Genomic DNA, 25,404 nt, shown 5'->3' on the forward strand with positions numbered 1-25,404 from the left:
TCACACCTCTGTCGTACGCAGCGGAGCGGCTGTCTGCCGCGGGGGTTGGAGCGCAGGCGTGGAGCCGGGGTACGGCGCCACGGGGTGGTCGGTCGGCGCGCGGGGGCCGCTGCCGGCCGCGGCGAGTGTGAAGGCCCGGAGCAGTTCGTGGATCCGGTACCGGCCGGGCGGTACCTCCTCCAGCAGCCCGGCCTGTACCAGGCTCTCCAGGACCCGCGCCCCGCTGGCGGCGCCGGGCAGTGCGGCGGGGAGTGCGGCGGGCGCCGGCTCGGGCGCGGACTCGCCGCGCAGGATGGCGAGTTCGAGGCGCCGCAAGGCCGGTCCGGGGTCGACGCCGAGCTCGTCCAGCAGGTGCTCCTTGACCCTGCGGTACTCGGCCAGCGCCTCCGCCCGTCTGCCGGTCCGGTGCAGCGCCTCGATCAGCTGCTCCCAGAAGCGCTCGTGCACGGGGTGCGCGTGGGCCACCGGCCGGAGTTCGGCCAGTGCCTCGCGACATCGGCCCAGGGCCAGTTCGATGTCGAAGATCCGCTCGGCCGTCCGCAGCCACTCCTCGGTCAGCCGCGGGACGTCGTCGCGGTGCAGTGACTCGGAGTTGACGTTCGTGAGGACCGGCAGCTGCCACAACGCCAGTGCGGAGCGGAGCAGTTCGAGCTCGGCGGCGAGGTCCTCGGTGGCGGCCGCGCGGCTCAGTAACGCGCGGAACTGCAGCAGGTCCAGGGTCCGTTCGTCGGCCGCCATCCGGTAGCCGCCGGGCACCGCCTCGATGGTGCTGCCGGAGATCCCGTACTTGCCGAACAGCCGCCGCAGCCGCAGCACACAGGTCTGCAGCGCGGCCTTCGCGGTGCCGGGCGTCTCGGTCCCCCAGATCACCTGTTGCAGGCGCTCGACCGACACCACGGTGTTGGGTCTGACCAGCAGTGCGGCCAACAGGGCGGCCGGTTTGGAGGGTTGGAGTACCGCGACCTCCCGGCTGTCCGCGATGGCGAGCAGTCCGAGGACGGTGAACCTGGCCTGCCCGCCGTCCTCGGGAATCCCCTCGGCCATGCGCACGGTTCCCCCCTGACCTCGCAGTACGTACGCGGCACCGGGTTGACCGTCCGGTGCCAACATCCTCGGGCCCAGAACGTACGGGCTGGTGTTCGGCTACGTCAACGATGCGTGTGGTCATTTGAGTTAACAGTGAGCCAAGACCACCGGTCCAGGGGGAGCGGGTGCTCAGGCGGTCAGGCGGGTGAGCAGCTCCGGATGGTCCGCCAGGGCCTCGGCGAGCACGGCCGAGGCGAAATCGGCGTGCGCCGGCGCACCGGCGGCGGCCCAGTCGATCGGGCCGAACGGCGGCTCGGGGTCGTACTCGATGAACAGCTGGATCTGCCGGGCGACCTCCTCACCGGCGATCCGGCTCACCAGCTGCAGCGCCATGTCGATACCGGAGGACACCCCGGCGGCGGTGACGAACGGCCCGTCCTCGACCCAGCGTTCGGCGACCGGCGTCGCGCCGAACCGGGCGAGCAGGTCCCGGTACATCCAGTGGCTGGTGGCCCGGCGGCCCTCCAGTACCCCGGCGGCGGCCAGCAGCAGCGAACCGGTGCAGACCGACCCGACGATCCGGGCCCGCCCGGCCGTCCGGCGCAGGTGCGCGAGCAGCGTCTCGTCGGCCATCGCCGTGAGCGTCGGCGTCAGGCCGCCGGGGACGATGAACACGTCCGGGTCGGGGACCTCGGCGAAGGTGTGGCTCGGCACCAGGGCGAGCGGGGTGTCGGTGCGCATCGGCTCGATCCGCTCGCCGACCACGACCGTCCGGTAGCCCGGTACGAGATCGGCCAGCGCGGCGCAGACCTGCAACGGGCCGACCAGGTCGAGCGGCGTGATGCCGGGGTAGACGGCGAACGCGATGGTCCTGGTCCGGGCCTCGGCCTCGGCGGCGGGGGTGTGGGTCATGTCGGCTCCTCGGGTGGGGTCGCGGCTGGTGCGCCGGCGGTGGACTCACTGTCACACCGGCGCCGCCCCGCCCGGGGCGGGCTCCGATCCGGTGGTCCGGAATCCTGCGATCCCTGTCTTTCGGACGCCTTCGCGTAGGTTGTCGGCCATGACGACAACAGCCCGACGCGTGGTGATCATCGGCTACGACCAGGCGGAACTCCTCGACATCGCCTGCGTGAGCGACACCTTCGACTCGGCGAACCGGCTCGGTGCGCAGCCGCCCTACCAGGTCCGGCTGGCCACCTCCGGCGGGCGGCCGGTGCGGACCTCCGGCGGGATGGTGCTGGCGGGCCAGGAGGCGCTGGAGCAGGTCCGCGGGCCGCTGGACACGCTGGTGGTCGCGGGCGGCCTCGGGCACCGGTCCGCCGCCGAGGACGCGGGGCTGGTCGGGCAGGTACGCCGGCTGGCGGCCCGGAGCCGCCGGGTCGCCTCGGTCTGCACCGGGGCCGGCGTCCTGGCGGCGGCCGGCCTGCTGGACGGGCGCCGGGCGACCACGCACTGGGCCTACGCCCGCGACCTCGCCGACCGGCACCCGGCCGTCGCCGTCGACCCGGGCCCGCTCTACCTCCGCGACGGCGAGGTCTACACCTCCGCCGGGGTGACCAGCGCGCTGGACCTGACCTTGGCGCTGGTCGAGGACGACCACGGCCCGGACCTGGCCCGGACGGCGGCCCGCTGGCTGGTCACCTATCTGCAACGGCCCGGCAACCAGGCCCAGTTGTCCATCTTCGTCAAGGACGCACCACCGGAGAACCGGATCCTGTGCCGACTCGTCCAGCACATCACCAGCCACCTGGACGAGGATCTCGGCAGCGCGGCCCTCGCCGCCCGGGCCGGCCTCAGCGAGCGCCACCTCGCCCGGCTCTTCCTCGACCAACTCGGCGACACCCCGGCCCGGTTCGTCCGCACCGCCCGCACCGAGGCGGCCGCCCACCTGCTGGAGTCCACCGCCCTCCCGCTCACCGCCGTCGCCCGCCGCTGCGGCTTCGGCTCGACCGAGACGCTCCGCCAGGCCTTCCTGACCCGTTTCGGCACCGCCCCCTCCCGCCACCGCACCGCCCTGCGCGGCGGGGGCGCGAAGGCGGAGGCGAAATGAAAGGGCGGCCGGGCGGGTTCTACCGGTATGGCTACTACGAGCACCAGAGTCACGCGGATCGAGCCGGGCGCGAAGCGGGTGCGCGCCTTCCTGGGCGGGCAGGCGGTGGTGGACACGCTGCGGCCCGTGCTGGTCTGGGAGAACCCGCACTACCCGGCGTACTACGTGCCGGTGGCCGACGTCCGGACCGAGCTGCTGACCGACACCGGGCGCACCAGGCACTGGCCGAGCCGGGGTGACGCGAAGCTGTTCACCGTCACCACGGGTGACCGGACGGCGGTGGACGCCGCCTGGCGGTTCGAGGATTCGCCGGTGGAGGAGCTGCGCGGGCTGGTCCGGTTCGACTGGGACGCGATGGACGCCTGGTTCGAGGAGGACGAGGAGGTCTACACGCACCCGCGCAGCCCGTACACCCGGATCGACATCCTGCCCTCCTCCCGGACGGTCCGGATCGAGCTGGGCGGGGTGGTGCTGGCGGAGTCGGGCAGCCCGCGGCTGCTCTTCGAGACCGGGCTGCCCGTGCGCTACTACCTGCCCAAGACGGACGTGCGGCTCGACCTGCTCGAACCGAGCCCGCTGGTCACGCACTGCCCGTACAAGGGCCGGGCGGAGCACGTGTCGGCCCGGGTCGGCGGGCAGGCGTACCCGGAGATCGCCTGGTCGTACCGGACGCCGCTGCCGGAGAGCCAGAAGATCGCCGGCCTGGTGGCGTTCTACGACGACAAGGTGGACGTGTACGTGGACGGGGTGCGGCAGGAGCGGCCGCGCCGGTAGCGGTAGGTCGGTAGCGGTAGGTCGGTAGCGGTAGGTCGGTAGCGGTAGGTCGGTAGCGGTAGGTCGGTAGCGGTAGGTCGGTAGCGGTGGGGCCCGGTGGCGGGCGCGGGGGGTCGCGCCCGCCGCCGGGCCGGGGTCAGGAGGCGGTGGCGGTCCGCGGGCCCGGGACGCCGCGGTCGCGCTGGAGGTCGAGGAGTTCGCGGAACAGGCCCGGGCGGACGGAGAGTTCGGCCCAGCTGCCCTGCTGGACGATCCGGCCCCCGGCCATCACCACGATCCGGTCGGCGACCACGACGTTGCTCAGGTTGTGGGTGACCAGCAGGACGGCCCGGTCGCGGGCGAGGGCGCGGAGGTTCTTGAAGATCCGGTGCTCGGCCCTCGGGTCCAGCGCCGAGGTGGGCTCGTCCAGGATCAGCAGGCCGGGGTTGCGGGTGGAGCGGAAGAACGAGCGGGCGACGGCGAAGCGCTGCCACTGCCCGGCGGACAGTTCCTGGCCGCCCCACCACTGCCGGGCGAGCAGGGTGTCCAGCCCGGAGCGCAGACCGGCCACCACCTCGTCGGCGCCGCAGAGCGCGGTGGCCGCCAGGACGGCGGTGTCGCCGTCCGCCGAAGGCTGGCCCAGGTGCACGTTCTCCCGCGCGGTCAGCGGCCAGCGGGCGAACTCCTGCGGGACCCGGGCGGTGTACCGCCAGGCCGCGTGGGCGTCCAGCTCGCCGGTGGGCAGGCCGTCCCAGCTGACGGTGCCCCGGGTGGGCAGGTAGAGCGCGGAGACCAGCTTCAGCAGCGTGGACTTGCCGGACCCGTTCTCGCCGATCAGGGCCACGATCTCGCCCCGCCGGACGGTCAGGCTGACCCGGTCCAGCGCGGGTGCGTCGGCGTCCTGGTAGGTGTACGTGACGTCCCGGACCTCGACCACCTCGGGCGGCTCCGGCAGGGTCCTGCCGCGCTCGATCCGGTGGCCGCCGGCCTCGTCGAGGAAGGCCGCCCAGTCGTCCAGGTACAGCCCGACCCGGTACAGCCGGGCGCCGTGCGAGACCATGCCCTGCAACCCGTTGGCGGCGGTGCGCAGCGCGAACACGGCCGTCCCGGCGGAGGCCACGCCGACCAGGCCCTTGGCGAGCAGCACCAGCAGGACGGTCCAGACCAGCGCGGTGGCGAACCCGGCGGCGGTGGAGCCCAGCAGGGTCACCCGGGCGGACTGCCAGGACGCCCGGTCCGTCGTCCGGTCGATCCGCGCGCCGGCCTGCCGGTACTTGTCCAGCAAATGCTCGGCCACGGTGTCGGAACGCACCTGGTCCGCGGTGTTCTTGTCCACCAGGTACCAGCGGAGCATCCCGAGCACCCGGCGGTCCTCGGTGGTGTCGAGCATGGCGAGGTAGTGGATCCGGGCGGAGCGGACCGCCGCCACCCCCTGCGGCAGGGAGGCGAGGAGCAGGAACGGCAGCAGCAGCGGGTGCAGCGCGGTGAGCACCCCGGCGGCGGCCGCCAGCGAGACGGCCGCGGCGAGGATGTTCTGTGCGTCGCCGAGCAGTTCCTTCGCGGTGTCGGCGCCCCGGTCGGCGGCGTCCCAGCGGTCGTTGTAGCCGGGGTTGTCGTAGGCGGCGAGTTCGGCGGCCGTCGCGACGGTCAGCAGCTCCATCTCCGCCTCCCGGCCGATCCGCGGCGACAGCCGCTCCGACAGGCCCGCGATGACGGCGCCGAGCAGCGCCCGGACCCCGCTGGAGCCGGTCAGCAGCAGGAGCGACGGCGCGGCCTGGTGCAGGCGTCCGACGACCGGGCCGGCGGTGATCAGAGCGGCGATGGTGCCGGTGGTGGCGTACAGGGCGAGCGCGCCGAGGACACCCGAGACCGCCTGGCAGGCCAGCAGGAGGGCGGTGGAGCCGCGGTCGACCCGCCAGGCGAGGGCGAGCGCCCGCCGGATGAGCTGCGGCAGACGGCGCAGCATGGCGAGCGCGGACATGCTCCGCCCGGCCGCCTTCCGGTGGTCACTGGCCCCGGCGAACCTCAACTCCTCCTCGGTGGGCCGGTCCTGGTCCTGGTCCTGCTCCTGGTCCTGATGCCGGTCCTGCCTGGTCTGCTGCTTCACGTTCTGCTCGGACACGCGAACTCCCGTGGGGCGTAGGGAATGTACGGTGCACGGGCAGCCCGGATCGCCGGCGGGGCGGCCGCGTCGAAGGCGCGGGCCGGGGCCGGTGGGCGGGTTCGGGCTGCCGGTGCGGCCCCGATCCTGTCAGCGGCTCGCGGTGCCGCTCGGCGTGTCCCGGGCGGCCTCACTCGATTCGGGTGAATCCGTGTCCCGACCGGCGCGTTGGTAGCGGCCGATCTTCCCGGGGGTCCGCTCGGCGGCGGTCGCCACTCGCGGCGGCGGCCCGCGTCAGCCGCGTCGGGCGGTGCGGACCCGGCCGGGGTCGAAGACGCCGCGGCTGGTGGAGGACGCGTCGATCAGGACGGCCTCGAACAGCTGGTGCACGGCGGCGGCCCGGCGGTCCGGCGACAGCCGCCGCCACTGGCGCACGGCGTCCGGGCCGGTGGTGACCCCGTCCAGGGCGGGCGGATGCCCGAGCGCCGCCGGGTCGAGAGTCCGCAGGGCGAGCGCCGCCGCCTGCTCGACGAACGCCTCCAGGGACTGCGCGCCGATCCGCCGGGTGCACTGGCGCGGCAGCAGGCGGCTGGGCGTGGTGCACGCGTACATCCGGTAGCCGGCGACGGCCGAGCCGACCATCCGCCGGTCGCAGCGCGCGCACCGCACCAGGCCGGTCAGCGGGTAGCGCTCGTCGGGCCGCCGGGCCGAGGCGGCCGCGCCGGCCCGCGAGGCGCGCATCTCCCGGACCTGCTCCCACTCGGCGAGGCCGACACAGGGCGGCCAGGCGCCGTACAGGTAGCCGCCGTCGTCGGTACGGGCGACCTTGCCGCGCAGGACGAGCAGCCCGGCGTAGCGGGGAGCGTCGAGGATGCGGGCGACCCCGCCGACCGTCCACCGGCTGCCGCCCGACGTCGGGACGCCGCGCGTGTTCAGGCCGACCGCGAGGGCGCGCAGGCTCGCGCCGGCCAGGAAGTCGGCGAAGATCTCGCGTACGACGGCCGCTTCGGCGGGCACCAGGGCGGTCATGCCGAGCTCGTAGCCGTACCGGCGCAGACCGCCGCCGTGCGGCCGGCCCGCGAGGGGGCGGTCCGGCGTCGGCTGCTCCGTCACCGGTCGGTCCGTCACGTGCCGGTCGGTCGACTGTCGGTCCGTCAGTTCCGTTGCGGTGGAAGGCCGTTCGGCGGCCGGCTGGCCCGTCGGCTCTCGTTCGGCGGCCGGTCGGGCCGTGGGTGCGGGCGTGGTGCGCGGTCGGGTGCCGCGCCGGGCGGGTTGGGTATCGGTTTCGGGATGCTTCACGGTGCGGTCCCGGGCGCTACCGGGCATGGGGCGGGCGGAGGCGGACAGTCAGTAACCGCACTGGTCTGCTGGATCCGAAGGCCATTGCGAGCTCCAAACTTCCGGCGGGCGCGAGGACGGCCGGGCACGAGGGCAGCCGGGACCGAGGGCAGCGGCGGCCGTGCAACCGATGCCTGACCGGATAGAACATAGAGTAGGAGAGCCTTACCTAACAACTATCTGGCCGGGGAATCTGTCGGGTGTCATGCCGATGTCCCACCGCCCTCCCGCCGGTGTCCCGCCGGTGTCGTGCCGGAACGGCGCGGTGGCGGAGATACCCGTGGTGCCGCGCGTGGCCGGTCGTCAGGCCGCCGGTGCGGCCCGGGGGTCGGTGCACCGGGCCGCCGGGGCGCGGTCCTGGCGGCGCCTGCGGAAGCCGCCCGGAGGCGTGGCCGTCAAGGTGTCGTCAGGGCGGGCCGGTTTCGCGTAGGCCGGGCGTCAAGGCCTGGTGCGCCCGGAGCCGTCCGGGTCTCCACTGGAGGTGCGGGCCGGGAGTGCCACCGGCCCGCACCGTCGCCGGAGGGAAAGATCCGCCATGACCGACATCCAGGTCCTCGTCGCCGCCGAGCCGGCCGAATCCGCCGAGCCGTCCGAACCCGCCGGACCCGGCGCGCGCACGCTCCGTCCGGCCGTGGACGACACGGTGCTGCGCGGGCTGCTGCGCGGGACGGTCTTCGCCGCCCGCCAGGACGACGAGGAGCAGGCCGGATCCGGGCACGGCCGCAGGCCGTCGGCCAACTGCCGGATCGCCATGCAGTACCTGGACTGACGCGGCGGCACGCCCGGCCGCCGGATCGAGGCGCCGCCGAGGCGGCGTAACTCCGTTTCGTACTCGGGAAGTTCACCGGGTCGAGCGGCGGGCCGAGCGGCAGGCCGGTGGGCAGGCGAGCGGGCCGGGGCCCAGGGCCGGGCCGCCCGCGCGGGCTCAGCCGTCGTGGCGGTAGTAGTCCAGCGAGATCGCGACCGGCCCGTCGTCCGCAGCCGTCGAGAGCACCCGGACGACGGCCACGTCGTGCCCGCTCCGGGAGCGGAGGCAGAAGGCCTGGCCGTCGGCGAGCGCGCTGAACGGCAGCGAGGTGACGGGCCGGCTGCCGAGGCCCTGGATGCAGTCGGCCAGGGCGAGCGGGCCGTCCGGTGCCAGGTAGGCGTCGCTGTCCTCGGGGACGATGAACTCGGTGGCGCTGCGCGCCAGGTACCAGGCTGCGGTCTCCTGGGGGACCACCTGGCCGGCCTTGAGGTCGAACTCGTAGGTGTGGTCCGGCGAGGTCAGTTCGGTGCCGGAGTAGGCGCTGCTGTACGAGGCGGCGTCCAGGGTGGCGGCCCCTGAGTCGCCGTCGCCGAACGGGTCGAGCAGCGCGAACGCCCCTGCGGCGCCCACGAGCAGGGCGGTGGCGGCGATCAGCGCCGTCCGGACCCGTCGCCGGCCGGCGCGCGGCACGGCCACCGTGGGCGTCTCGGGTGCCTCGGGCGCTTCGGGTGCCTCGGCGGCCTGCGCCGGGTGCCCGAGGGCCATCGTCCGCTGCTCGGGTATCCCGATCCCGGGCAGCGTCGCCAGGACGGTGGGCAGGTGGGCCGGCGCGGTGGGCAGTTCGGCGCGGCGGGTGATCTCGTGGCCGACCTGCTGCGGCAGCCAGTCCTCGGCGAACCGCAGCTGTCCGCCGATCGCCGGGTGGGCGCGGGCGGCCTCGATCACCTGGGCCGTGGTCGGCCGGTCGGCCGGCTCCTTGGCGAGGCAGCGCAGCAGCAGCCGGTGCAGGCCGGCCGGCACCCGGCCGAGGTCCGGCTCCTCGTGCACCGCCCGGTACAGCGAGGTGGACTCCGGCCCCTCGCCGAACGGCGGGTTGCCGCCCGCGACGTAGACGGCGAGCGCGCCGAGCGCGAACACGTCGGTGGCCGCGGTGGCGGGACGGCCGAGGGCCTGCTCCGGCGCCATGAAGGCGGGCGAGCCGATGTGCACGCCGGTCCCGGTGAGCGCGGCGGCGTCGGCGGCCCGGGCGATCCCGAAGTCGATCACCCGGGGGCCGTCGGCGGCGATCAGGACGTTGGCGGGCTTGAGGTCACGGTGCACCACTCCGACGCCGTGGATCGCCTGGAGCGCCTCCGCGATCCCGGCCATCAGCAGCAGGACGGCCCGCTCCGGGAGCGGACCGTACCGGTGCACCACCTGCTGGAGCGAGGGCCCGGGTACGTACGCGGTGGCGAGCCACGGCGTAGCGGCGTCGGCGCCGGAGTCGACGACCTGCGCGGTGTAGAGCCCGTGGATCCGCCGGGCGCTGGCCACCTCCTGGGCGAACCGGTGGCGGAACTCGACGTCGTCCGCCAGCTCCGGCCGCACCACCTTGAGCGCCACCGGCCGCCCACCGGGTGTGTACGAGAGGTACACCCGGCCCATCCCGCCCGCGCCCAGCCGGGCGCACAGGCGGTAGCCGCCCACCTCGTGCGGGTCGTCGGCTGACAGCGCCTGGAAGGGGGGAGGCAGCGGGGTGCTGCTCGGCCGGGGTGCGGACATCTGGGATTGCCGTTCTACGATGTGCGCTCCCAACGGGCCGGAACGCCCCGGGCAACCGGGGCATCAGCGCGGGCCGGGCCTGAAACCGCTGGATGGGGGCGCTGCTCTTGACTGGCATTTTAGTCAGGCGGGCGCCCGCCGGGGCAACCGGGGCCGGGTAGGGTGTCGGCTTGTGGCTGATCGTAGAACGGCAATCATGGAGGCCGCCGCGCGGGTGATCGCCCGGCGTGGCGTGCGGGGGCTCCGGGTGGAGGAGCTGGCGGCGGAGGCGGGTGTGTCCACCGCGTTGATCTACTACCACTTCAAGGACCGCACCGGGATCCTGCGGGCGACCATGGAGTTCATCAGCGACCGCGCCGAGCGCTACACCGCCGAGCGCGGGTCCGACGGCCGTCCGCTGGACGCCCGGGGCGAGCTGGAGCAGACACTGCTGCTGGAGCTCCAGGACACCCCCGTCGTCCGCGAGAACAGCACCGCCTGGGGCGAGTTGCGGGCCAGCGCGGTGTTCGACCCCGAGCTGCGGGAGGATCTCGCGCGGGCGACGCTGGTGTGGGTCCAGGAGGTCGCGGAACTGCTCGGCCAGGTCCACCCGATGGGCGGCGCCGCCGCCCTGGCCGGCTCCGCCGAGCGGCTGACGGCGCTGCTGGAGGGCTTGAGCGTCCGCTGGCTGAGCGGCAGCCTCCCGCTGTCGCACGCCCGCGAACTGATGCTGGGCGGCATCGACGCCGAACTCCGCCGGCTCCACGCCTGACACCACCCACCGGAGGACCCCGCGACTGACCCGGCCGGACCGGGACGTCACAGGCGCCCGGTCTCCCGGAGCCGGCCTGCGGTGCGCGGGACCGCCGCGCAGGTCGGACCATCGGTCAGGGGCCCGGGCAGGTAAGAATGGTGGGCCGGGCCGGGAGGCCCCTCGATCCGGCATCCGGGGTGCTCCGGCCCGCTCGGGGGCCGGTCACCCGGCACGGACGAACGGCTGCGGGAGTGGGGAACATGATCGGTCCGGTACTGCTCGGGGTCTTGGCGCTCGCCGTCGGCGGGTGCGTGTGCGTGGTGTGGGCGGAGCGCGGCGGGCCGCGCTGGGTCCGCGTCGTGGCGAGCGTGACGCTCGCCGCAGGCGAGCTGGTGCGCCCCTCCGATGCGAGCCGCCGCCGCCGGCGTCGGCGGCGGCTCCAGAACCGGTCGGGCGGCGGTGACGGCTAGCCGACCGGCTTGCCGGGCTGGTCGTGGGTGGAGCAGTGGATGCCGCCTCCGCCGGAGGCGATGTTGTCGATCTTCAGCGGCACGATGTCCCGGCCCGGGAAGTGGTCCCGGAGGATCTGCTGCGCGCGGTCGTCCGCCGTGGCGTCGCCGAACTGCGGCATGAACAGCGACTTGTTGGCGACGTAGAAGTTGATGTACGAGGAGACGAAGGCGTCACCCCGGCCGGTGATCCGGTCCGGGTCCGGCTGGGGCAGCTCGATCACCTGCAGGGGCTTGCCGTGGGCGTCGGTGGCGTTCTTCAGCACCTCCTTCGCCTGGGCGGCCGAGCGTGACCAGACGTCGGCCGGTCCGCCGGGGAAGGACTGGTCGAGCAGGACGACCCCGGGTGCGACGAACCGGACCAGGCAGTCGACGTGCGCGTCGGTGATGTCCTTGTCGCGTACCCCGGCGAACCAGATCACCTTGCTGACGCCGAGCGCCTTCATCAGTTCGGCCTCGATCTCGTCCCGGCTCCTGCCGGGGTTGCGCCGCTCGTTGACGACCGAGCTCTCGGTGACCAGCAGGGTGCCCTGGCCGTCGGTCTCGAACGAGCCGCCCTCGGCGACCACCGGTGTGCCGATCCGCCCGATCCCGTACTTCGACAGCACGGCGGCGGCGAGCGCGGTGTCGTTGCCGTGCTCCTTCTGCTTGTTGCCCCAGCCGCTGAAGTTGAAGTCGACGCCCTTGAGGGTGCCGGAGTCCTCCACGAAGACCGAGACGGTGTCCCGGGCCCACAGGTCGTCCACGGGCAGCGGCACGACCTCGACGCCGTTGCCGCAGGCCTGCTGCGCCGCGTCCTCCTGCCCGGGCCGGGCGAACATCACCACCGGCTCGTAGCCCCCGACGGCCCGGGCCAGGCCCGCGATGTCCTGCCGGACGCCGGCCAGTTGCCCGCCCCAGATCCCGTCCGAGGCGGGCCAGGCCATGAAGGTCCGCGCGTGGCTCTCCCACTCGGCGCCGAACCTGCGCCCGGGGGTCGGGACCCCCTTGGCGGCCGGCGCCGAGGGCTGCGCGGACGTGCCGGGCTCCGCCGTGTCGTCGGCCGGGCCGCACGCCGCGGCGCCGAGGGCGAGCAGGCCGGCGCCGGCGGCGGAGCGCAGCATCGTGCGGCGGGAGAGGGAGGGATCAGACACGTGGGACTCCGGCGGGAAGAGCGAAACTGGACGGGCGGAACGGGACGGGCGGGCAGGTGACCGGACGGACCGTTACGGCCGGGGCTCGTGCATCGTCGAGCAGTGGATGCCGCCACCGCCGGCCATCAGGCGGTCCACGTCCAGCTGGACGATCTCGCGGCCGGGGAACGCCGCGGCCAGGGCCTGCCGGGCCGCATTGTCCTTGACCTGGTCGCCGAACTGTGCGGTGATCAGGGCGCCGTTGACGAGGTGGAAGTTGAGGTACGAGTCGACGAACTTCGAGTCCTTCGACCGTACGGTGTCCGGGCCGTCCACCCGGATCACCTGGAGCCGGCGGCCCCTGGCGTCGGTCGAGCCGGCCAGGATGCCGAACTGCTCCCGGGCGTCCCGCGCCCAGACGTCGTTGCGGTCCGCGGGGGGCAGCTGCACCATCACCACGCCGGGCCGGACGAACCGGGAGGTGACGTCGATGTGGTCGTCGGTGATGTCCTGGCCCTTGAGGCCGGGCACCCAGATCATCTTGTCCGCGCCGTACGCGTCGAGGACCGCCGCCTCGATCTCGTCCCGGCTCATGCCCCGGTTGCGGTTGCGGTTGACCAGGCTGCTCTCGGTGGCCATCACGGTGCCGTCGCCGTCGGTCTCGATCGCGCCGCCCTCGCCGACGAAGTCCGCCTGGCTGAAGGCCAGGTAGTCGTAGTCGGCGATGCCCTTGGCGACCTGGGCGTCGTAGGAGTGGGTCTGCTTGTTGCCCCAGCCGTTGAAGCCGAGGCCCACGGCGTCGAGCCCACCGAGGCCGTCGCGGCGGAAGACCGGTGCGATGTCGCGCATCCAGAGGTCGTCGGTGGGGATCGCGGTGGTCACGGTGACCATCGGGCCGCACCAGGAGCGCGCGGTGGCGGCGTCCTCCTCCGGGGCGCACATGACCACCGGTTCGTACCGGGCGATCGTCGCCGCGATCAGGGCGATGTCCTGCTGGACGCCGGCCAGCTGCCGGCCCCAGACGGACTTGCGGGACGGCCAGGACATCCAGGTACGGGTGTGGGGTACGTCGTCCTTCTCCACCCACCAGCGCCGGGTGGCCGCGCTCGCGGGGCCGGCGGCGGCGACGGTCGAGCCGAGCGCGAGCCCGGCCGCCCCCAGCCCGGCGGCGCCCAGCACGGCCCGCCGTGAGGGCGCCGAGCCGAAGAGGCGGCTGCCGAGGGAACGGCCGGAGCTGCTTGCGTCAGTCATGGAGTCTCCAGATCGAGTATCGCTCCGGCGGCAGGTGGGCTGCCGTAAGGAGCTTCGCCATGGCCACACTCTGACACTGACTGAAAATTCAGTCAAGACCGAAGTCGCACGTCGGTGCGGTACCCGGCGGCCCGTGCGCGGAGCCGTGCCCTCGCGGCCCCGGGCGGTGCCGCCCGGCCGGTCAGGGCCGGCGCAGCTCGGTGTCGATCGCCCCCAGCAGCAGGTGGCGCGCGTGCTCCAGCGGCAGCGAGCCGCTGAGCCAACGGACGCTGAGGCCCTCCAGCAGGGCCGTCAGGCGCTCGGCGGAGGCCGCGTGGGCGGGGGCGGTGCCCATCGGGTGGGCGCGGCCGAGCAGCTCGGCGATCTCGTGCACCCAGGTGTGGGTGGCCTTGGCCAGGTCCTCACGCAGCTCCGGGTCGAAGACCGCGCTGGCCCGCAGCTCACCCCAGGCGGTGCTGTTCTCCCGCACCTCGGGGGTGTCCTGGAGTTCGAGCAGCAGGATCTGCTCCAGGTCGGTCCGCGGGTCGGTGTCGTCCTCGCCGACGGGCTCCCGCTCGGCGGTGTAGCGGCCGGCCCGGTCGCTGATGAACTCCAGGGTCCGGTGCAGGATCCCGGCGCGGTCGGTGAAGTGGTAGTAGATCAGCGAGGTGGAGACGCCCGCCTCGGCTGCCAGCTCTGCCACCCGCAGTCCGCGCACGCCGCGCCGCGTGATGACGCGGGTGGCTGCCCTGAGTATCTCTGTTCGACGGTCCGACACGAGCCGACACTCTACTGGCCGGTCGGCCCGGTCGGCAGCCATTTCCTGACTGAAGTATCAGTATGTGCCAGGTGCTGGGCCCCAGCCCTGCGTATACGGGGGTATATGTCCTGGTCGTGGTGGGTGCAGAACTGCCACCTCCCGAAGTATTGACTGAATTTTCAGTTCGATGGAAGATTCGGGACACCAAACCACCCCCTCCATCCCGTTCTCCCTGTCCAGCCCTGACTGAACCTTCGAACAGTGAGCGAGTGATCATGAACTTCCGTATGCCGGCCGAGTGGACCGAGCACGAGGGCTGCCTGATGGCCTGGCCGACCCGGCGCGAGCTGTGGGGCGAGACGTACGACGAGGTCCGGCGGGAGTACGCCCAGGTCGCCCGGGCCATCGCCGAGTTCGAACCGGTCACCATGGTCTGCGTGCCGGGCCAGGCGGCCGAGGCGCGCGAACTGTGCGGTGACGGCGGCGGGATCGAGGTGGTGGAGCTGCCGATCGACGACTCGTGGTTCCGCGACTCCGGGCCGATCTTCGTGCTCGGGCCGGACGGCGAGCGCGCCGGGGTGGACTTCCGCTTCAACGCCTGGGGCGGCAAGCACCACCCCTTCGACACCGACGACAAGATCGCCGCCGCGCTGCTGGAGCGTCTCGGCGTCCCGCGGATCGAGTCCCGGATGATCCTCGAAGGCGGCGCGATCACCGTCGACGGCGAGGGCACGCTGATCACCACCGAGCAGTGCCTGCTGCACCCCAACCGCAACCCCGGGATGACCAAGGCCGAGATCGAGGCCGAGCTGATCGCCCGGCTCGGCGTGACGAAGGTGATCTGGCTGCCGTACGGCGGCCTGGAGGACACCGAGACCGACGGCCACGTGGACGGTGTCTGCGCGTTCGTCGCCCCGGGCAAGGTCGTGGTCCAGCTGCCGAGCGACCCGGCGCACCCCGACCACGAGCGGATGCGGGTCAACCGCGCCGTGCTGGCGGCGGCCACCGACGCCCGGGGCCGCAGCCTGGAGATCGTCGAGCTGCCGCAGAGCTCGTTCGTCGAGGTCGACGGCCGCCGCACCGAGGTCGGCTACCTCAACTTCTACGTCGCCAACGGCGGGGTGGTCGTGCCGATCGCCGACGCGCCCGGGGACGAGGGCGCGCTCGCCGTCATCGCCGCCGCGCTGCCCGGCCGTAAGGTCGTCGGTGTGCGGACCCGGGTGATCGCCTACGGTGGCGGCGGCATCCACTGCATCACCCAGCAGGTGCCGGTCGCCGGCCCGACCGGATGACCCGCGCGGTCGTCCCCCGGCCGCCGCACCCCGCGGCCGCCCCCTGCCCCGCGTGAAGGAGAGCACACCGATGTCCAGACCCCTGCCCCGTCCCCACCGGGGCCGCCCGTCCGCGCGCCGCGGGTTCGCGCTCGCGTCCGCCGCACTGACCGCGTTCACCCTGGTCGCCGCCTGCTCCGGGCCGCCCGCCGGCTCCGGTACGTCCGCCGCCTACCAGCTCTCGGCCGGCACCCCCGCCGCCAAGGGCGGGCTGGACTCGTTCAGCTGGGCCCTGTACGCCGAGCCGCTGACCCTGGACTACGTCAACGCCTTCGACTACCCGTCGAACATGATCCTGTCCAACGTCTGCGAGAGCCTGATGCGGTGGACCCCGCAGCTCACCGAGGTCCCGGGCCTTGCGGAGAAGGCGAGCAACCCCGACCCGGCCACCTGGGTCTACGACCTGCGCCAGGGCGTGCACTTCCACGACGGCAGCGTGATGACCGCCGACGACGTGGTCTTCAGCCTGGAGCGCCAGATGGACCCGAACCTGGGCGCGGCCTGGTCGAGCGTCTTCCAGAACGTCGGTTCGGTGACGAAGACCGGCCCGCTCCAGGTCACCGTCAAGCTCAAGTCGCCGGACTCGCAGTTCCCGCAGTACATGGCGACGGCCGCCGGCGTGGTGGCCAGCCAGGCCGCGGTGAAGGCGGCCGGCAAGGACTGGGGCAGCAACAGCGTCGACTGCACCGGCCCGTACAAGCTCGGCACCTGGTCGAAGGGGCAGTCGCTCGAACTGACCCGCTTCGACGACTACTGGGGCACGAAGGCCAAGTCCAAGAAGGTGGTCTTCGACTTCCTCAAGGACCCCTCGGCCCGTACCAACGCGATGCTGAGCGGCGAGATCGACGGCGGCTACCTGATCCCGACCGAGAGTTACGACCGGCTGCGCTCCAGCGGCGTGGGCACCCTGTACTTCGGCGAGAGCCTGAGCACCGTCAACCTCAACGTCACCAACATGCAGGGCGCGCTCGGCGACGTCCGGGTGCGCCGGGCGCTCTCGCTGGCGCTGGACCGGCCCGGGTTCGTCAAGACCGGCCTGGCCGGGGTCGGCTCCGTGACGGGCGCGCTCACCGTCCCGGCCGCCTGGGCGGCGGCGCCCGAGGAGACCCGCAAGGCCGCCTTCGACCTGCCGTCGGCCGCGCAGGACCTGGCGCAGGCCAAGGCGCTGGTCAAGGAGGCGGGCGCCACGGGCAAAACCGTGACGGTCGCGACCAGCTCGATCGGCCAGGACGTGTCGCTGCTGGCCACCGCCGTCCAGGCGGCCGGGACCCAGATCGGGCTGGACGTCCGGCTGAAGACGATCGCCCCCGACGCCTTCTCCGCGCTGTTCACCGACCCGAAGGCCCGCCAGGGCATCGACATGTTCCCGGAGACGTACTACCTGTCCGTCACCGACCCGATGGACCTGCTCACCAACTTCGAGACCGGCAGCTTCCAGAACTACGCCCAGTACAGCGACCCGGCGTACGACGCCCTGGTCAAGCAGGCCCAGTCGGCCTACGATCCGGCGCAGCGGCTGGCGATCGAGGCGAAGCTGCAGAAGCAGGCCGCCGACCAGCTGCTGTGGATCCCCGTCGCCAACTGGCCCACCAGCGTCTTCCTGAACAAGCGGATCACCGGCGCGCCGACCACCATCTCGTACCTGTACTACCCGTGGGCCGCCGATGTGGGGGCCGCCCGGTGAACTTCCTGAGGTTCGCCGTACGACGGCTGGCCGAGATGGCCGCCACGCTGCTCGCCGCCTCCTTCGTGATCTTCGGCGCGATGTACCTGGCACCGGGCAACCCCGCCAGCTTCCTGCTCTCGGGCCGGTCGGCCTCGCCGGAGGCGCTGAAGGCGATCAACGACCAGTACCACCTGAACGACCCGTTCGCGGTGCAGTACCTGCGCTGGCTCGGCCAGGTGCTGCACGGCGACTTCGGGCGCTCGATCGAGTACCGCACCGACGTGTCGAAGCTGCTCGCGGACCGGCTGCCCAGCACCCTGATGCTGGTCGCGATGGCGCTGGTGCTGGTGGTCGTGCTCGGGCTGGCGCTCGGCTGGACCGGCGCCGTCAAGGGCGGGGCCACCGACGCCACCATCCTGGTCACCACCACCTTCGCGGTCGGCACCCCCTCGTTCGTCGCCGCCGTCCTGCTCCAGGGCCTGTTCGCCGTCAAGCTCGGCTGGTTCCCCAGCAGCGGTACCGGCAGCGGGTTCGGGCAGCTGGTGTGGCACCTGACGCTGCCCGCGATCGCCCTCGCGCTCTACCTGATCGGCATGCTCGCCCGCGTCACCCGCGCCGCGATGCTCGAAGTCCTCGGCCAGGAGCACGTCGCGGTGGCCCGCAGCCGGGGGGTGTCCGAGCACCAGGTGATCCGCCGGCACGTGTTCCGCAACTCGCTCGGCACGGTGCTCACCACGGGCGGCCTGATCGTCTCCACGCTGCTGATCTGCACCGTCCTGGTGGAGTCCGCGTTCAGCGTGGGCGGCGTCGGCCAGCTCCTCGAACTCTCCACCACCACCAAGGACTTCCCCGTGGTCCAGGCCATCTCGCTGATCATCGTCGGGCTCTTCATGGCGGTGAACCTGGTCGTCGACCTGCTGCACCCGCTGGTCGACCCCCGGGTCACCCTCGGCCCCCGGAGGTCCGCCCCGTGACCGCCGCCCTCGTCCGCCGCCCCGGCCTCGCCCGGATCCGCGCCGCCGGTTCGCCGCTCTACCTGCTCTGCCTCGGCTTCGTCGGCCTGGTCGTCCTGCTGGCCGTCCTCGCCCCCTGGCTCTCCCCGCACGATCCCAACGCCGTCGACCTCGGCAACGCGTACGGCGGGCCGTCCGCCGACCACCTGCTCGGCGTCGACTCCGCCGGGCGCGACACCCTCAGCCGCCTGGTCACCGGCGCGCGCACCTCGCTGCTCGGCCCGCTCGGCGTGGTGGTCTTCTCCACCCTCGCGGGCGTCGCCGTCGGCGTCGCCGCCGCCTGGCGCGGCGGCTGGCTGGACTCGGTGCTCTCCCGCAGCACCGAGCTGGTCTTCGCCTTCCCCGGGCTGCTGCTGGCGATCCTGATCGTCTCGATCTACGGCGATGGCCTGCTGGCCCCCGTGCTGGCCCTGGCCGTCGCCTACCTCCCGTACGTCAGCCGGCTCACCCGCTCGCTCGTCCTGGCCGAACGCGAACGCCCCTACGTCGAGGCGTACCAGGTGCAGGGCCACTCCGGGCTGCAGATCTGCCTGCGGCACGTCATCCCCAACATCGCACCCGTCGTGCTCGCCCAGTCCACCATCAACTTCGGCTACGCCCTGATCGACCTGGCCGGCCTCTCCTTCCTCGGGCTCGGTGTCCCCGCGCTGACCCCCGACTGGGGCCGGATGGTCTTCGACGGGCAGGTCGCCATCCAGCACGGCTACCCGCTGTCGGCGATCCTGCCGTGCGCCGCGATCGTGCTGACCGTGGTCGCCTTCAACGTCGTCGGCGAGCGCTGGGCCGACCAGGTCGCCAGGAGGGACCGTTGAACATCCTCGACATCCAGGGGCTCCGGCTGCGCCTGCCGGACACCGCCCGTCCCGTCCTCGACGGCGTCGACCTCACCGTCGGCGCGGGCGAGACCGTCGCGCTGGTCGGCGAGTCCGGCTCCGGCAAGACGCTCACCTCGCGCAGCGTGCTGCGGCTGCTGCCGGCCGGCGCCGCCACCGAGGGCGCCGTCCGGGTGGCCGGCCAGGACGTGCTGGCGATGAACCCCGCCGAACTGCGCGACCTGCGGACCGGCACCGCCGCGATGGTCTTCCAGGACCCCAGGTCGGCCATCAACCCGCTGCGCCGGATCGGCGACTTCCTCACCGAGAGCCTGCGGCTGAACGCGGGCACCCCCGAGGCCGAGGCCACCGCGCGGGCCACCGAGATGCTCGAAGCCGTCGGCCTCACCGCCGCCGCGCTCCGCCAGTACCCGGGCGAGCTCTCCGGCGGCATGCTGCAACGCGTCATGATCGCGGCGGCGCTGATGGGCGGACCCGCCCTGATCCTGGCCGACGAGCCGACCACCGCACTGGACGTGACGACCCAGGCCGAGGTGGTCGCGCTGCTCGGCGACCTGCGCGAGCGGTTCGGCACCGGGCTGCTCTTCGTCACCCACGACCTCGGGCTCGCCGCCGCCATCAGCGACCGGGTGTACGTGATGTACGCCGGGCGGATCGCCGAGACCGGCCCGGCGGCCACGCTGTTCGAGCGCCCGCGCCACCCCTACACCGCCGCCCTGCTCGCCGCCACCCCCCGGCTCGCCGCGCCACAGGGCAGGCTCGCCGCCATCGAGGGCCAACCGCCCAGCCTTCAGGAGGAGTTGACGGGCTGCCCGTTCGCCCCGCGCTGCCCGCTGGCCACCGAGGTCTGCACCGAGCGGATGCCCGAGCGGCTGCCCCTGCCGGGCGATCCGGCCCACTGGGTCGCCTGCCACCACAGCGACCGGCTCGAAGGACGGACCACCGATGAGTAGCACAGTCCTGGAGGCCGTCGGCCTCTGCCGCACCTTCGGTGCCGTGGCGGCGGTCGACAAGGTCTCGTTCAGCCTGCCCGAGGGCGGCTCGCTCGGCATCGTCGGCGAGTCCGGATCCGGCAAGACCACCACCGCCCGGATCGTGGTGGGCCTGGAACACCCGGACGCCGGAAGGGTCCTGGTGCACGGCCGGGACCGGACGCAGCACCGGCGCGGCCGGGCCGAACGCCTCGCCCGGGCCCGCGAGGTGCAGCTGGTCTTCCAGGACCCGTTCCTCTCGCTCGACCCGCGCACCCCGGTCGGCGCGGTGCTGCGGGAGACCCTGCGGCTGCACTTCCCCGACGCCGACCACACCCGGCGGACCGCCGAACTGCTCGACCAGGTGGGCCTCGGCAGCCGGGAGGCGGGGGCGCTGCCCCGGCAGCTCTCCGGCGGCCAGCGGCAGCGCGTCGCCATCGCCCGCGCGCTGGCCGTCGAACCGGCCGTGCTCGTGCTGGACGAGGCGGTGGCCGCGCTCGACGTCTCCGTGCAGGCGCAGATCCTCAACCTGCTCGGCGAGATCCGCGAGCAGACCGGCATCGGCTACCTGTTCATCACCCACGACCTGGGGGTGGTGCGGTGCGTCACCGACGAGGTGATCGTCATGCGGCACGGCCGGATCGTCGAGTCGGGCCGCACCGCCGAGGTGCTCGCCAACCCTCAGCACCCGTACACCCGGCTGCTGCTGGAGTCCGTACCCCGGCCGGGCTGGGACCCGGGGCGGATCGCGGCGGCCCGGCGGGCGCTCTAGGGCCTGTCTGACAATTCGCCCCCAGCCTTCGGCCGGGAGGTGCCCCCAGCCGGGTCCGGCCTGCCCGGCACGCTCCCCCAGCCTTCGGCCGGGGGTGCCCCCATTCGCCGCACGGCCGGAACGCCCAAGTAGCTCCGCTACGAGGGCGCCCCGGCCGCACGCCGAGAGCACGCACCATGGGGGCACCTCCCAGCCGAAGGCTGGGGGAGACCCGGCCTGATCCGACGCGAATTGTCAGACAGGCCCTAGGTCGGGTGGTTGTCGCAGGCGGAGCCGCGCCGGGTCGCCCGAACGGCGGCGTGCGGTGCGGGGCCGGCGGGCCCGGCGGCACCTAGTGTCGGGAATCGCCGTATTTCCACCGGAACATCCGACGACGAGGTCCTCATGCGCAAGGTCCAGCTGTCCCGCCGCACGCTGCTGCGCTCCGGCCCGGCCCTCGCGGCCGCGGCCGCGCTCGGCGGCTGCAGCTCGTCCTCCTCGGACACCCCGGAGCCCGGGCCGTCCGCCGCGGCCGGGCCGGGCACCGCGCCCGGCACGGCCGCCGCGTCCGCGGCCTCGTACGCGATGCCCGCCGAGACGGCCCGGCACACCCGCACCTTCATGGCCTGGCCCGCGCTGGAGGAGGTGTGGGGCGACCAACTGCCCGCCGTCCGGCAGGACATCGCGCACATCGCGCAGGCCGTCGCCCAGTTCGAGCCGGTGGTCCTACTGGCCCGGCCGGACCAGAGCGACGCGGCGCAGCAGCTGTGCGGCCCTTCGGTCGAGGTCGTCCAGCTGGCCGTGGACGACCTCTGGGCCCGGGACACCGGCCCGACCTTCGTCACCGGTCCGCAGGGGCTCGCGGGCGTGGACTTCAACTTCAACGGCTGGGGCAACAAGCAGACCCACACCAACGACGGCCAGGTCGCCCGGAACCTGCTCGACAAGTACGGCATCAAGCGCATCCAGGCATCCGTCACGGCCGAGGGCGGCGCGCTGGAGGTGGACGGCGAGGGCACCCTGATGTGCACCGAGAGTTCGCTCGTCAACCCGAACCGCAACCCCGGCAGGAGCCGTGACCAGATCGAGGCGGCGCTGAAGGATCTGCTCGGCGTGCGGAAGGTGATCTGGTTCCAGGGCGTGGCCGGCCAGGACATCACCGACTGCCACATCGACGCGCTGGCCCGGTTCGCCGGGCCGGCCGTGGTCGCCCTGCACCGCCCGGCGGCCGACACGCCCCCGGACATCTGGTCCAGGGCGTCCGACCAGGCGCTCCAGGTGCTGCACGACGCCACCGACGCCCAGGGCCGCAAGCTGCGGGTGGTCGAGCTCACCGAGCCCGACGCCACCAGGATCCAGGGGCAGGGCAAGGACTTCCTGGCGACCTATCTCAACTACTACGTGGTCAACGGCGGGGTGATCGCGCCGCGCTTCGGCGACCAGGCGGCGGACGACCTCGCCGCCTCGACCATCGCGGACCTGTACCCCGGCCGCAAGGTCGTCCAGGTCACCATCAACGCCGTCGCGGCCGGCGGCGGCGGCATCCACTGCTCGACCCAGCAGCAGCCCGAACCGGGCGCGGCCTCCTCCTCCGCCACCCCGGCGGGCTCGTGACGACCGCCGGGCCGGGCCGCCGGGGCGTGCGGCAGTTCGTCGTCCTGGCGCTCATCGCGGCGCTGTGCGGGACGGGCATCGCGCTGTACTTCGACGAGCGCGACAGTCGCCAGCAGACCAGGGAGCTGGGTGCCCGGCCGACCGGGGACTGGGTGGAGCTGGACATCACCGCGCAGGAGGTCCGCCCGGCCACCCAGGAGCTGACGCTCGCCGTGGTGCCGATCCCGCACGGCACCCTGGCCGGCGGCCCGCCCGACGCGCCGGTCTTCACCCGGGACGTGGACATCGCCGCCACCGCGCTGACCAAGCCGTTCCAGGCCAGGGCGGGGGAGCCGGCCGAACTCCAGCTGATCCCGGTGGGCATGTCCGGCGGCACGCCCTCGGACTACCCCTTCGACCATTACACCGTCTCGGTCGGCTGGTCGGCCTCGGCGGGCGGCAGCGCCGTGCCGGTGGCGCTCACCTTCACCGACTCCGACCCGTTCTTCGTCGTGCGGCCGAAGAACACCGGCGCGTCCGGCGCCACCGCGCGCCTCGACTCCCGGGTCAGCAGGTCGCGCAGCACCTTCATCCTGGCCTGGTTCATGATCGCCGCGATGTGGGCGCTGGCGCTGGCCGTGCTGGGCGGGGCGGAGGTGCTGATCCGTAAACGGCAGGGGCTGGTCTGGCCGGCCCTCGGCTGGATGGCCGCGACCCTGTTCGCCCTGGTCGGGCTGCGCAACGCGGCCCCGGGCTCGCCGCCGATCGGCTCGCTGATGGACTACATCGCGTTCTTCTGGGCCGAGGGGATCATCGCGGCGAGCCTGACCTGTACGGCGGCGTTCGGCATCCGGCACGAACGGCGGCTCATGGAGGAGTGAACCCGGCGCCCGCCGGGCGGCCCGCCGGCCCGGGCGGCCCACCCCGACGGGCGGTTCACCCGGCCGAGGCGCCCGACGCCAGCCCGAGCACCAGCGCCCGCAGGGCCGGTCCGGCCTCCAGTCGCGCGTCCAGCGACTGGATCGCGGCCAGCCCGTCGGCGGCCGCCGCCACGGCCTCGCCCAGCGGGCGCGGGTCGAGGCCGTCGCCGCGCTCGTCCGCCAGCACCTGGAACAGCGTCACGAAGCAGGCCCGCCAGCGCCGGTACTCGGCGGCCAGGCTCTCCCGGACCCGGTCGTCATTCAGCGCGAACCAGTGCAGGGCGGAGTGCAGCCGGGACAGGTCGGCGGCCTCCGGCTGGGTGAGCATCGCGAGCACCCGCTCGGCCCGCTCGGCGAAGCCGCCGGGCGCGCCGACCGCCTCCTCCAGCGGCAGGATCCACTCCGGCCGGATGTCCTCGACCACGGCCACCAGCAGGTCGGTCCGGTTCTGGAAGTGGTAGTGGCACATCCCGTGCGTCACGCCGCCCAGCGCGGCGACGTTGCGGGTGGTGAACGGGCCCAGCTCGTCGTTCCCGGCCAGCAGGGTCCGCGCCGCCGCGATCAGCCGCAGCCGGGTCTGCTCGCCCTTGGCCGAGGCACGCGGCCTGGCGGCCTGGCGGGCCGCGGGGCGTTCTGCCGTGCGTTCTGCCGTGTGCTCTGCGGGGGTGCCGGGGCGGGGGTCTTCGGAGCGGGTAGCCACCCGCTCACTCTAACGAGCCGGGCCCGGCGGCCCGGGGCCGGGTGATCGGCCCCGGGCACGGTCCTTCTCCGGCACCGTTTCTGACGGTGTGTCAGGTCGGAAACCGGCGTTGCGCTTCTTATTGACCGAGCGCTTGGTCAGTTATAGCTTTCCGGTCATCGGTGGAGGCACCACCGATGGTTGAGGGGAGTTCAGAGATGAACGATCACACAGCACCGCGCGCGCTGGGCCGGCGGAACTTCCTGGCCGCCGCAGGGCTGACGGCCGCCGGCGCGGTCTGGGCGGCCGGCACGGGGGGCACCGCGTGGGCCGACGGGCGGGCGGCCTCCGCCGCGCCGCCCGCGCCGGGCGCGGCCGGGGCCTTCGCCGTCCCGATCGACAGCGTCCAGCACACCCGGACCTGGATGGCCTGGCCGGACAGCTCCGCCATCTGGGGGAGGCAGCTGGCGGGAGTCCAGGCCAACATCGCGCTGATCGCCAGGACGATCGCCAAGTACGAGCCGGTCGTGATGTGCGCCAACTCGGCGAGCGTCGCCAAGGCGAGGTCCGCCTGCGGCTCCTCGGTCACGGTGATCGGGACGATCCCGGTCGACGACTGCTGGATGCGCGACAGCGGCCCGGTGTTCCGCACCGACGGCGCGGGCGGGCTGGACGCCATCGGCCTGAACTTCAACGGCTGGGGCAACCACCAGACGCACGCCAAGGACGCGCTGGTCGCCTCGAAGGTGGCGGCCTACGTCGGGGTGCCGTTCACCGCCGCCGGGCTGGTGAGCGAGGGCGGCGCGATCGAGACCGACGGCGACGCGACGCTGATGGCCACCAGGAGCAGCATCATCGACCCCAAGCGCAACCCGAACCTGACGCAGGCCCAGATCGAGGCCGCGATGTGCGCCGCGTACGGGGCCTCCAAGGTGATCTGGTTCACCGGGATCTCCGGCCAGGACATCACCAACGACCACGTGGACGCGACCTCCCGGTTCCTGGACGACGCCACGGCCCTCGTCCAGATGCCGCTGGCGACGGACACCGACATCTGGTCGAACGACGAGCGCCAGCAGTACCAGGTGCTCTCCACCGCGACGGACGCCCAGGGCCTGCCGATCCAGGTCACCCGGCTCCAGGGCCCCGACTACAACGTGATCCGCTCGACCAACCCCAACTTCGTCGGCTCCTACGCCAACTACTACCTCTGCAACGGCGCCGTGATCTCGGCCCAGTTCGGCGACTCCAGGGCCGACGCCGCCGCGAAGGCCACGCTCCAGCAGCTCTTCCCGGACCGGGTGGTCGAGCAGCTGAACATCGACAGCCTCGGCGGCGGCGGTGGCGGCATCCACTGCGTCACCCAGCCGCAGCCGGTGCCGTAGGTGTACCGACCCGCAAGCCGCGTCCCCAACCTCACGGGTCAGTACAGCTAGGCCCGTAGGCCGGCCCGCAGGCCGGCCCGAGTGCGGAGCCGCACTCGGGCCGGCCTACGGGCCGCACCCGGAGCTGCGGGGAAAAGATGA

The 25,404-nt window shown here is 73.5% G+C and carries 23 protein-coding genes; 14 read left to right on the top strand and 9 right to left on the bottom strand.

Features of this window, described 5'->3' with window-relative positions; translation table 11 throughout:
* Both ABD330_RS04155 and ABD330_RS04160 read right to left on the bottom strand, forming a co-directional pair.
* Positions 1-1,044, bottom strand: a complete 1,044-nt coding sequence (locus ABD330_RS04155) for an AfsR/SARP family transcriptional regulator (RefSeq protein WP_425555443.1) — start codon at positions 1,042-1,044, stop codon at positions 1-3.
* Positions 1,045-1,215: 171 nt separating this feature from the next.
* Positions 1,216-1,938 (bottom strand): DJ-1/PfpI family protein, encoded by a 723-nt coding sequence (locus ABD330_RS04160; protein ID WP_344460798.1) that lies wholly within the window; start codon positions 1,936-1,938, stop codon positions 1,216-1,218.
* Positions 1,939-2,086: 148 nt separating this feature from the next.
* On the opposite strand from ABD330_RS04160, the gene ABD330_RS04165 reads away from it, so the two are divergent.
* A complete protein-coding gene (locus ABD330_RS04165; protein WP_344460800.1) occupies positions 2,087-3,076 on the top strand; it encodes a GlxA family transcriptional regulator in 990 nt (329 codons plus the stop codon).
* A gap of 27 nt (positions 3,077-3,103) precedes the next feature.
* Positions 3,104-3,850 carry a DUF427 domain-containing protein gene (locus tag ABD330_RS04170; RefSeq protein ID WP_344460802.1) on the top strand — a complete coding sequence of 249 codons (747 nt, stop codon included), beginning with the start codon at positions 3,104-3,106 and terminating at the stop codon, positions 3,848-3,850.
* Between the two features lie 136 nt (positions 3,851-3,986).
* On the opposite strand, the gene ABD330_RS04175 is transcribed toward ABD330_RS04170, so the two are convergent.
* Together ABD330_RS04175 and ABD330_RS04180 are read right to left on the bottom strand one after the other, a co-directional pair.
* Positions 3,987-5,951: an ATP-binding cassette domain-containing protein gene (locus ABD330_RS04175; protein WP_344460804.1), complete on the bottom strand. Its 1,965-nt coding sequence runs from the start codon at positions 5,949-5,951 to the stop codon at positions 3,987-3,989.
* Between the two features lie 273 nt (positions 5,952-6,224).
* Positions 6,225-7,043, bottom strand: coding sequence for a recombinase family protein (locus ABD330_RS04180; protein ID WP_344460806.1), 819 nt, complete (start codon positions 7,041-7,043; stop codon positions 6,225-6,227).
* Between the two features lie 760 nt (positions 7,044-7,803).
* Between ABD330_RS04180 and ABD330_RS04185 the strand changes: the two genes are divergently transcribed.
* A complete protein-coding gene (locus tag ABD330_RS04185; RefSeq protein WP_344460808.1) occupies positions 7,804-8,037 on the top strand; it encodes a hypothetical protein in 234 nt (77 codons plus the stop codon).
* A gap of 156 nt (positions 8,038-8,193) precedes the next feature.
* On the opposite strand, the gene ABD330_RS04190 is transcribed toward ABD330_RS04185, so the two are convergent.
* A complete protein-coding gene (locus ABD330_RS04190) occupies positions 8,194-9,777 on the bottom strand; it encodes a serine/threonine-protein kinase (protein ID WP_344460810.1) in 1,584 nt (527 codons plus the stop codon).
* Positions 9,778-9,973: 196 nt separating this feature from the next.
* Between ABD330_RS04190 and ABD330_RS04195 the strand changes: the two genes are divergently transcribed.
* Both ABD330_RS04195 and ABD330_RS04200 read left to right on the top strand, forming a co-directional pair.
* Positions 9,974-10,528 carry a TetR/AcrR family transcriptional regulator gene (locus ABD330_RS04195; protein WP_344460812.1) on the top strand — a complete coding sequence of 185 codons (555 nt, stop codon included), beginning with the start codon at positions 9,974-9,976 and terminating at the stop codon, positions 10,526-10,528.
* A 242-nt stretch (positions 10,529-10,770) separates the two neighbouring features.
* Positions 10,771-10,980: a hypothetical protein gene (locus ABD330_RS04200; RefSeq protein ID WP_344460814.1), complete on the top strand. Its 210-nt coding sequence runs from the start codon at positions 10,771-10,773 to the stop codon at positions 10,978-10,980.
* On the opposite strand, the gene ABD330_RS04205 is transcribed toward ABD330_RS04200, so the two are convergent.
* From ABD330_RS04205 to ABD330_RS04215, 3 genes are all read right to left on the bottom strand, one after another.
* Positions 10,977-12,152, bottom strand: a complete 1,176-nt coding sequence (locus ABD330_RS04205; protein ID WP_344460816.1) for an agmatine deiminase family protein — start codon at positions 12,150-12,152, stop codon at positions 10,977-10,979. The genes ABD330_RS04200 and ABD330_RS04205 overlap by 4 nt on opposite strands.
* Before the next feature lie 72 nt (positions 12,153-12,224).
* Positions 12,225-13,382: an agmatine deiminase family protein gene (locus ABD330_RS04210; protein ID WP_344460818.1), complete on the bottom strand. Its 1,158-nt coding sequence runs from the start codon at positions 13,380-13,382 to the stop codon at positions 12,225-12,227.
* A gap of 181 nt (positions 13,383-13,563) precedes the next feature.
* Entirely contained in the window at positions 13,564-14,139 is a 576-nt protein-coding gene (locus ABD330_RS04215) for a TetR/AcrR family transcriptional regulator (RefSeq protein ID WP_344460820.1), read from the bottom strand.
* 257 nt (positions 14,140-14,396) lie between these two features.
* Here ABD330_RS04215 and ABD330_RS04220 point away from each other — a divergent pair, with 257 nt between their 5' ends.
* The 8 genes from ABD330_RS04220 (at position 14,397) to ABD330_RS04255 (ending at position 23,160) form a co-directional block, all read left to right on the top strand.
* The gene (locus ABD330_RS04220; RefSeq protein WP_344460822.1) at positions 14,397-15,413 is read left to right on the top strand and encodes an agmatine deiminase family protein; all 1,017 of its coding nucleotides are present in this window, start codon (positions 14,397-14,399) and stop codon (positions 15,411-15,413) included.
* A gap of 70 nt (positions 15,414-15,483) precedes the next feature.
* Entirely contained in the window at positions 15,484-17,136 is a 1,653-nt protein-coding gene (locus ABD330_RS04225) for an ABC transporter substrate-binding protein (protein WP_344460824.1), read from the top strand.
* On the top strand, positions 17,133-18,092 hold the full coding sequence (locus ABD330_RS04230) for an ABC transporter permease (protein ID WP_344460827.1): 960 nt from the start codon (positions 17,133-17,135) through the stop codon (positions 18,090-18,092). Before ABD330_RS04225 ends, ABD330_RS04230 begins: the two co-directional genes overlap by 4 nt.
* On the top strand, positions 18,089-18,943 hold the full coding sequence (locus ABD330_RS04235; RefSeq protein ID WP_344460829.1) for an ABC transporter permease: 855 nt from the start codon (positions 18,089-18,091) through the stop codon (positions 18,941-18,943). Before ABD330_RS04230 ends, ABD330_RS04235 begins: the two co-directional genes overlap by 4 nt.
* Positions 18,940-19,917 (top strand): ABC transporter ATP-binding protein, encoded by a 978-nt coding sequence (locus tag ABD330_RS04240; RefSeq protein WP_344460831.1) that lies wholly within the window; start codon positions 18,940-18,942, stop codon positions 19,915-19,917. Before ABD330_RS04235 ends, ABD330_RS04240 begins: the two co-directional genes overlap by 4 nt.
* Positions 19,910-20,707, top strand: coding sequence for an ABC transporter ATP-binding protein (locus ABD330_RS04245; RefSeq protein WP_344460833.1), 798 nt, complete (start codon positions 19,910-19,912; stop codon positions 20,705-20,707). The genes ABD330_RS04240 and ABD330_RS04245 overlap by 8 nt, the downstream gene beginning before the upstream one ends.
* 384 nt (positions 20,708-21,091) lie before the next feature.
* The gene (locus ABD330_RS04250; protein WP_344460835.1) at positions 21,092-22,300 is read left to right on the top strand and encodes an agmatine deiminase family protein; all 1,209 of its coding nucleotides are present in this window, start codon (positions 21,092-21,094) and stop codon (positions 22,298-22,300) included.
* Positions 22,297-23,160, top strand: coding sequence for a DUF4436 family protein (locus tag ABD330_RS04255; protein ID WP_344460837.1), 864 nt, complete (start codon positions 22,297-22,299; stop codon positions 23,158-23,160). Before ABD330_RS04250 ends, ABD330_RS04255 begins: the two co-directional genes overlap by 4 nt.
* 55 nt (positions 23,161-23,215) lie before the next feature.
* Here the strand turns inward: ABD330_RS04255 and ABD330_RS04260 are convergent, their stop codons facing one another.
* Positions 23,216-23,899, bottom strand: coding sequence for a TetR/AcrR family transcriptional regulator (locus ABD330_RS04260; protein ID WP_344460839.1), 684 nt, complete (start codon positions 23,897-23,899; stop codon positions 23,216-23,218).
* A 197-nt stretch (positions 23,900-24,096) separates the two neighbouring features.
* On the opposite strand from ABD330_RS04260, the gene ABD330_RS04265 reads away from it, so the two are divergent.
* Positions 24,097-25,263 carry an agmatine deiminase family protein gene (locus ABD330_RS04265; protein WP_344460841.1) on the top strand — a complete coding sequence of 389 codons (1,167 nt, stop codon included), beginning with the start codon at positions 24,097-24,099 and terminating at the stop codon, positions 25,261-25,263.
* The last annotated feature ends 141 nt before the right edge of the window (positions 25,264-25,404 follow it).

Source organism: Kitasatospora kazusensis, assembly GCF_039529945.1.
Taxonomy (GTDB): Bacteria; Actinomycetota; Actinomycetes; order Streptomycetales; family Streptomycetaceae; genus Kitasatospora; species Kitasatospora kazusensis.

Excerpts from the sequence above, each read along its gene's own strand:
- ABD330_RS04190 (WP_344460810.1), bottom strand. The coding sequence starts at position 9,777 with ATGTCCGCACCCCGGCCGAGCAGCACCCCGCTGCCTCCCCCCTTCCAG.
- ABD330_RS04220 (WP_344460822.1), top strand. The coding sequence starts at position 14,397 with ATGAACTTCCGTATGCCGGCCGAGTGGACCGAGCACGAGGGCTGCCTG.
- ABD330_RS04170 (WP_344460802.1), top strand. The coding sequence starts at position 3,104 with ATGGCTACTACGAGCACCAGAGTCACGCGGATCGAGCCGGGCGCGAAG.
- ABD330_RS04185 (WP_344460808.1), top strand. The coding sequence starts at position 7,804 with ATGACCGACATCCAGGTCCTCGTCGCCGCCGAGCCGGCCGAATCCGCC.
- ABD330_RS04155 (WP_425555443.1), bottom strand. The coding sequence starts at position 1,044 with ATGGCCGAGGGGATTCCCGAGGACGGCGGGCAGGCCAGGTTCACCGTC.
- ABD330_RS04160 (WP_344460798.1), bottom strand. The coding sequence starts at position 1,938 with ATGACCCACACCCCCGCCGCCGAGGCCGAGGCCCGGACCAGGACCATC.
- ABD330_RS04250 (WP_344460835.1), top strand. The coding sequence starts at position 21,092 with ATGCGCAAGGTCCAGCTGTCCCGCCGCACGCTGCTGCGCTCCGGCCCG.
- ABD330_RS04225 (WP_344460824.1), top strand. The coding sequence starts at position 15,484 with ATGTCCAGACCCCTGCCCCGTCCCCACCGGGGCCGCCCGTCCGCGCGC.
- ABD330_RS04245 (WP_344460833.1), top strand. The coding sequence starts at position 19,910 with ATGAGTAGCACAGTCCTGGAGGCCGTCGGCCTCTGCCGCACCTTCGGT.
- ABD330_RS04195 (WP_344460812.1), top strand. The coding sequence starts at position 9,974 with ATGGAGGCCGCCGCGCGGGTGATCGCCCGGCGTGGCGTGCGGGGGCTC.
- ABD330_RS04265 (WP_344460841.1), top strand. The coding sequence starts at position 24,097 with ATGAACGATCACACAGCACCGCGCGCGCTGGGCCGGCGGAACTTCCTG.
- ABD330_RS04165 (WP_344460800.1), top strand. The coding sequence starts at position 2,087 with ATGACGACAACAGCCCGACGCGTGGTGATCATCGGCTACGACCAGGCG.
- ABD330_RS04210 (WP_344460818.1), bottom strand. The coding sequence starts at position 13,382 with ATGACTGACGCAAGCAGCTCCGGCCGTTCCCTCGGCAGCCGCCTCTTC.
- ABD330_RS04200 (WP_344460814.1), top strand. The coding sequence starts at position 10,771 with ATGATCGGTCCGGTACTGCTCGGGGTCTTGGCGCTCGCCGTCGGCGGG.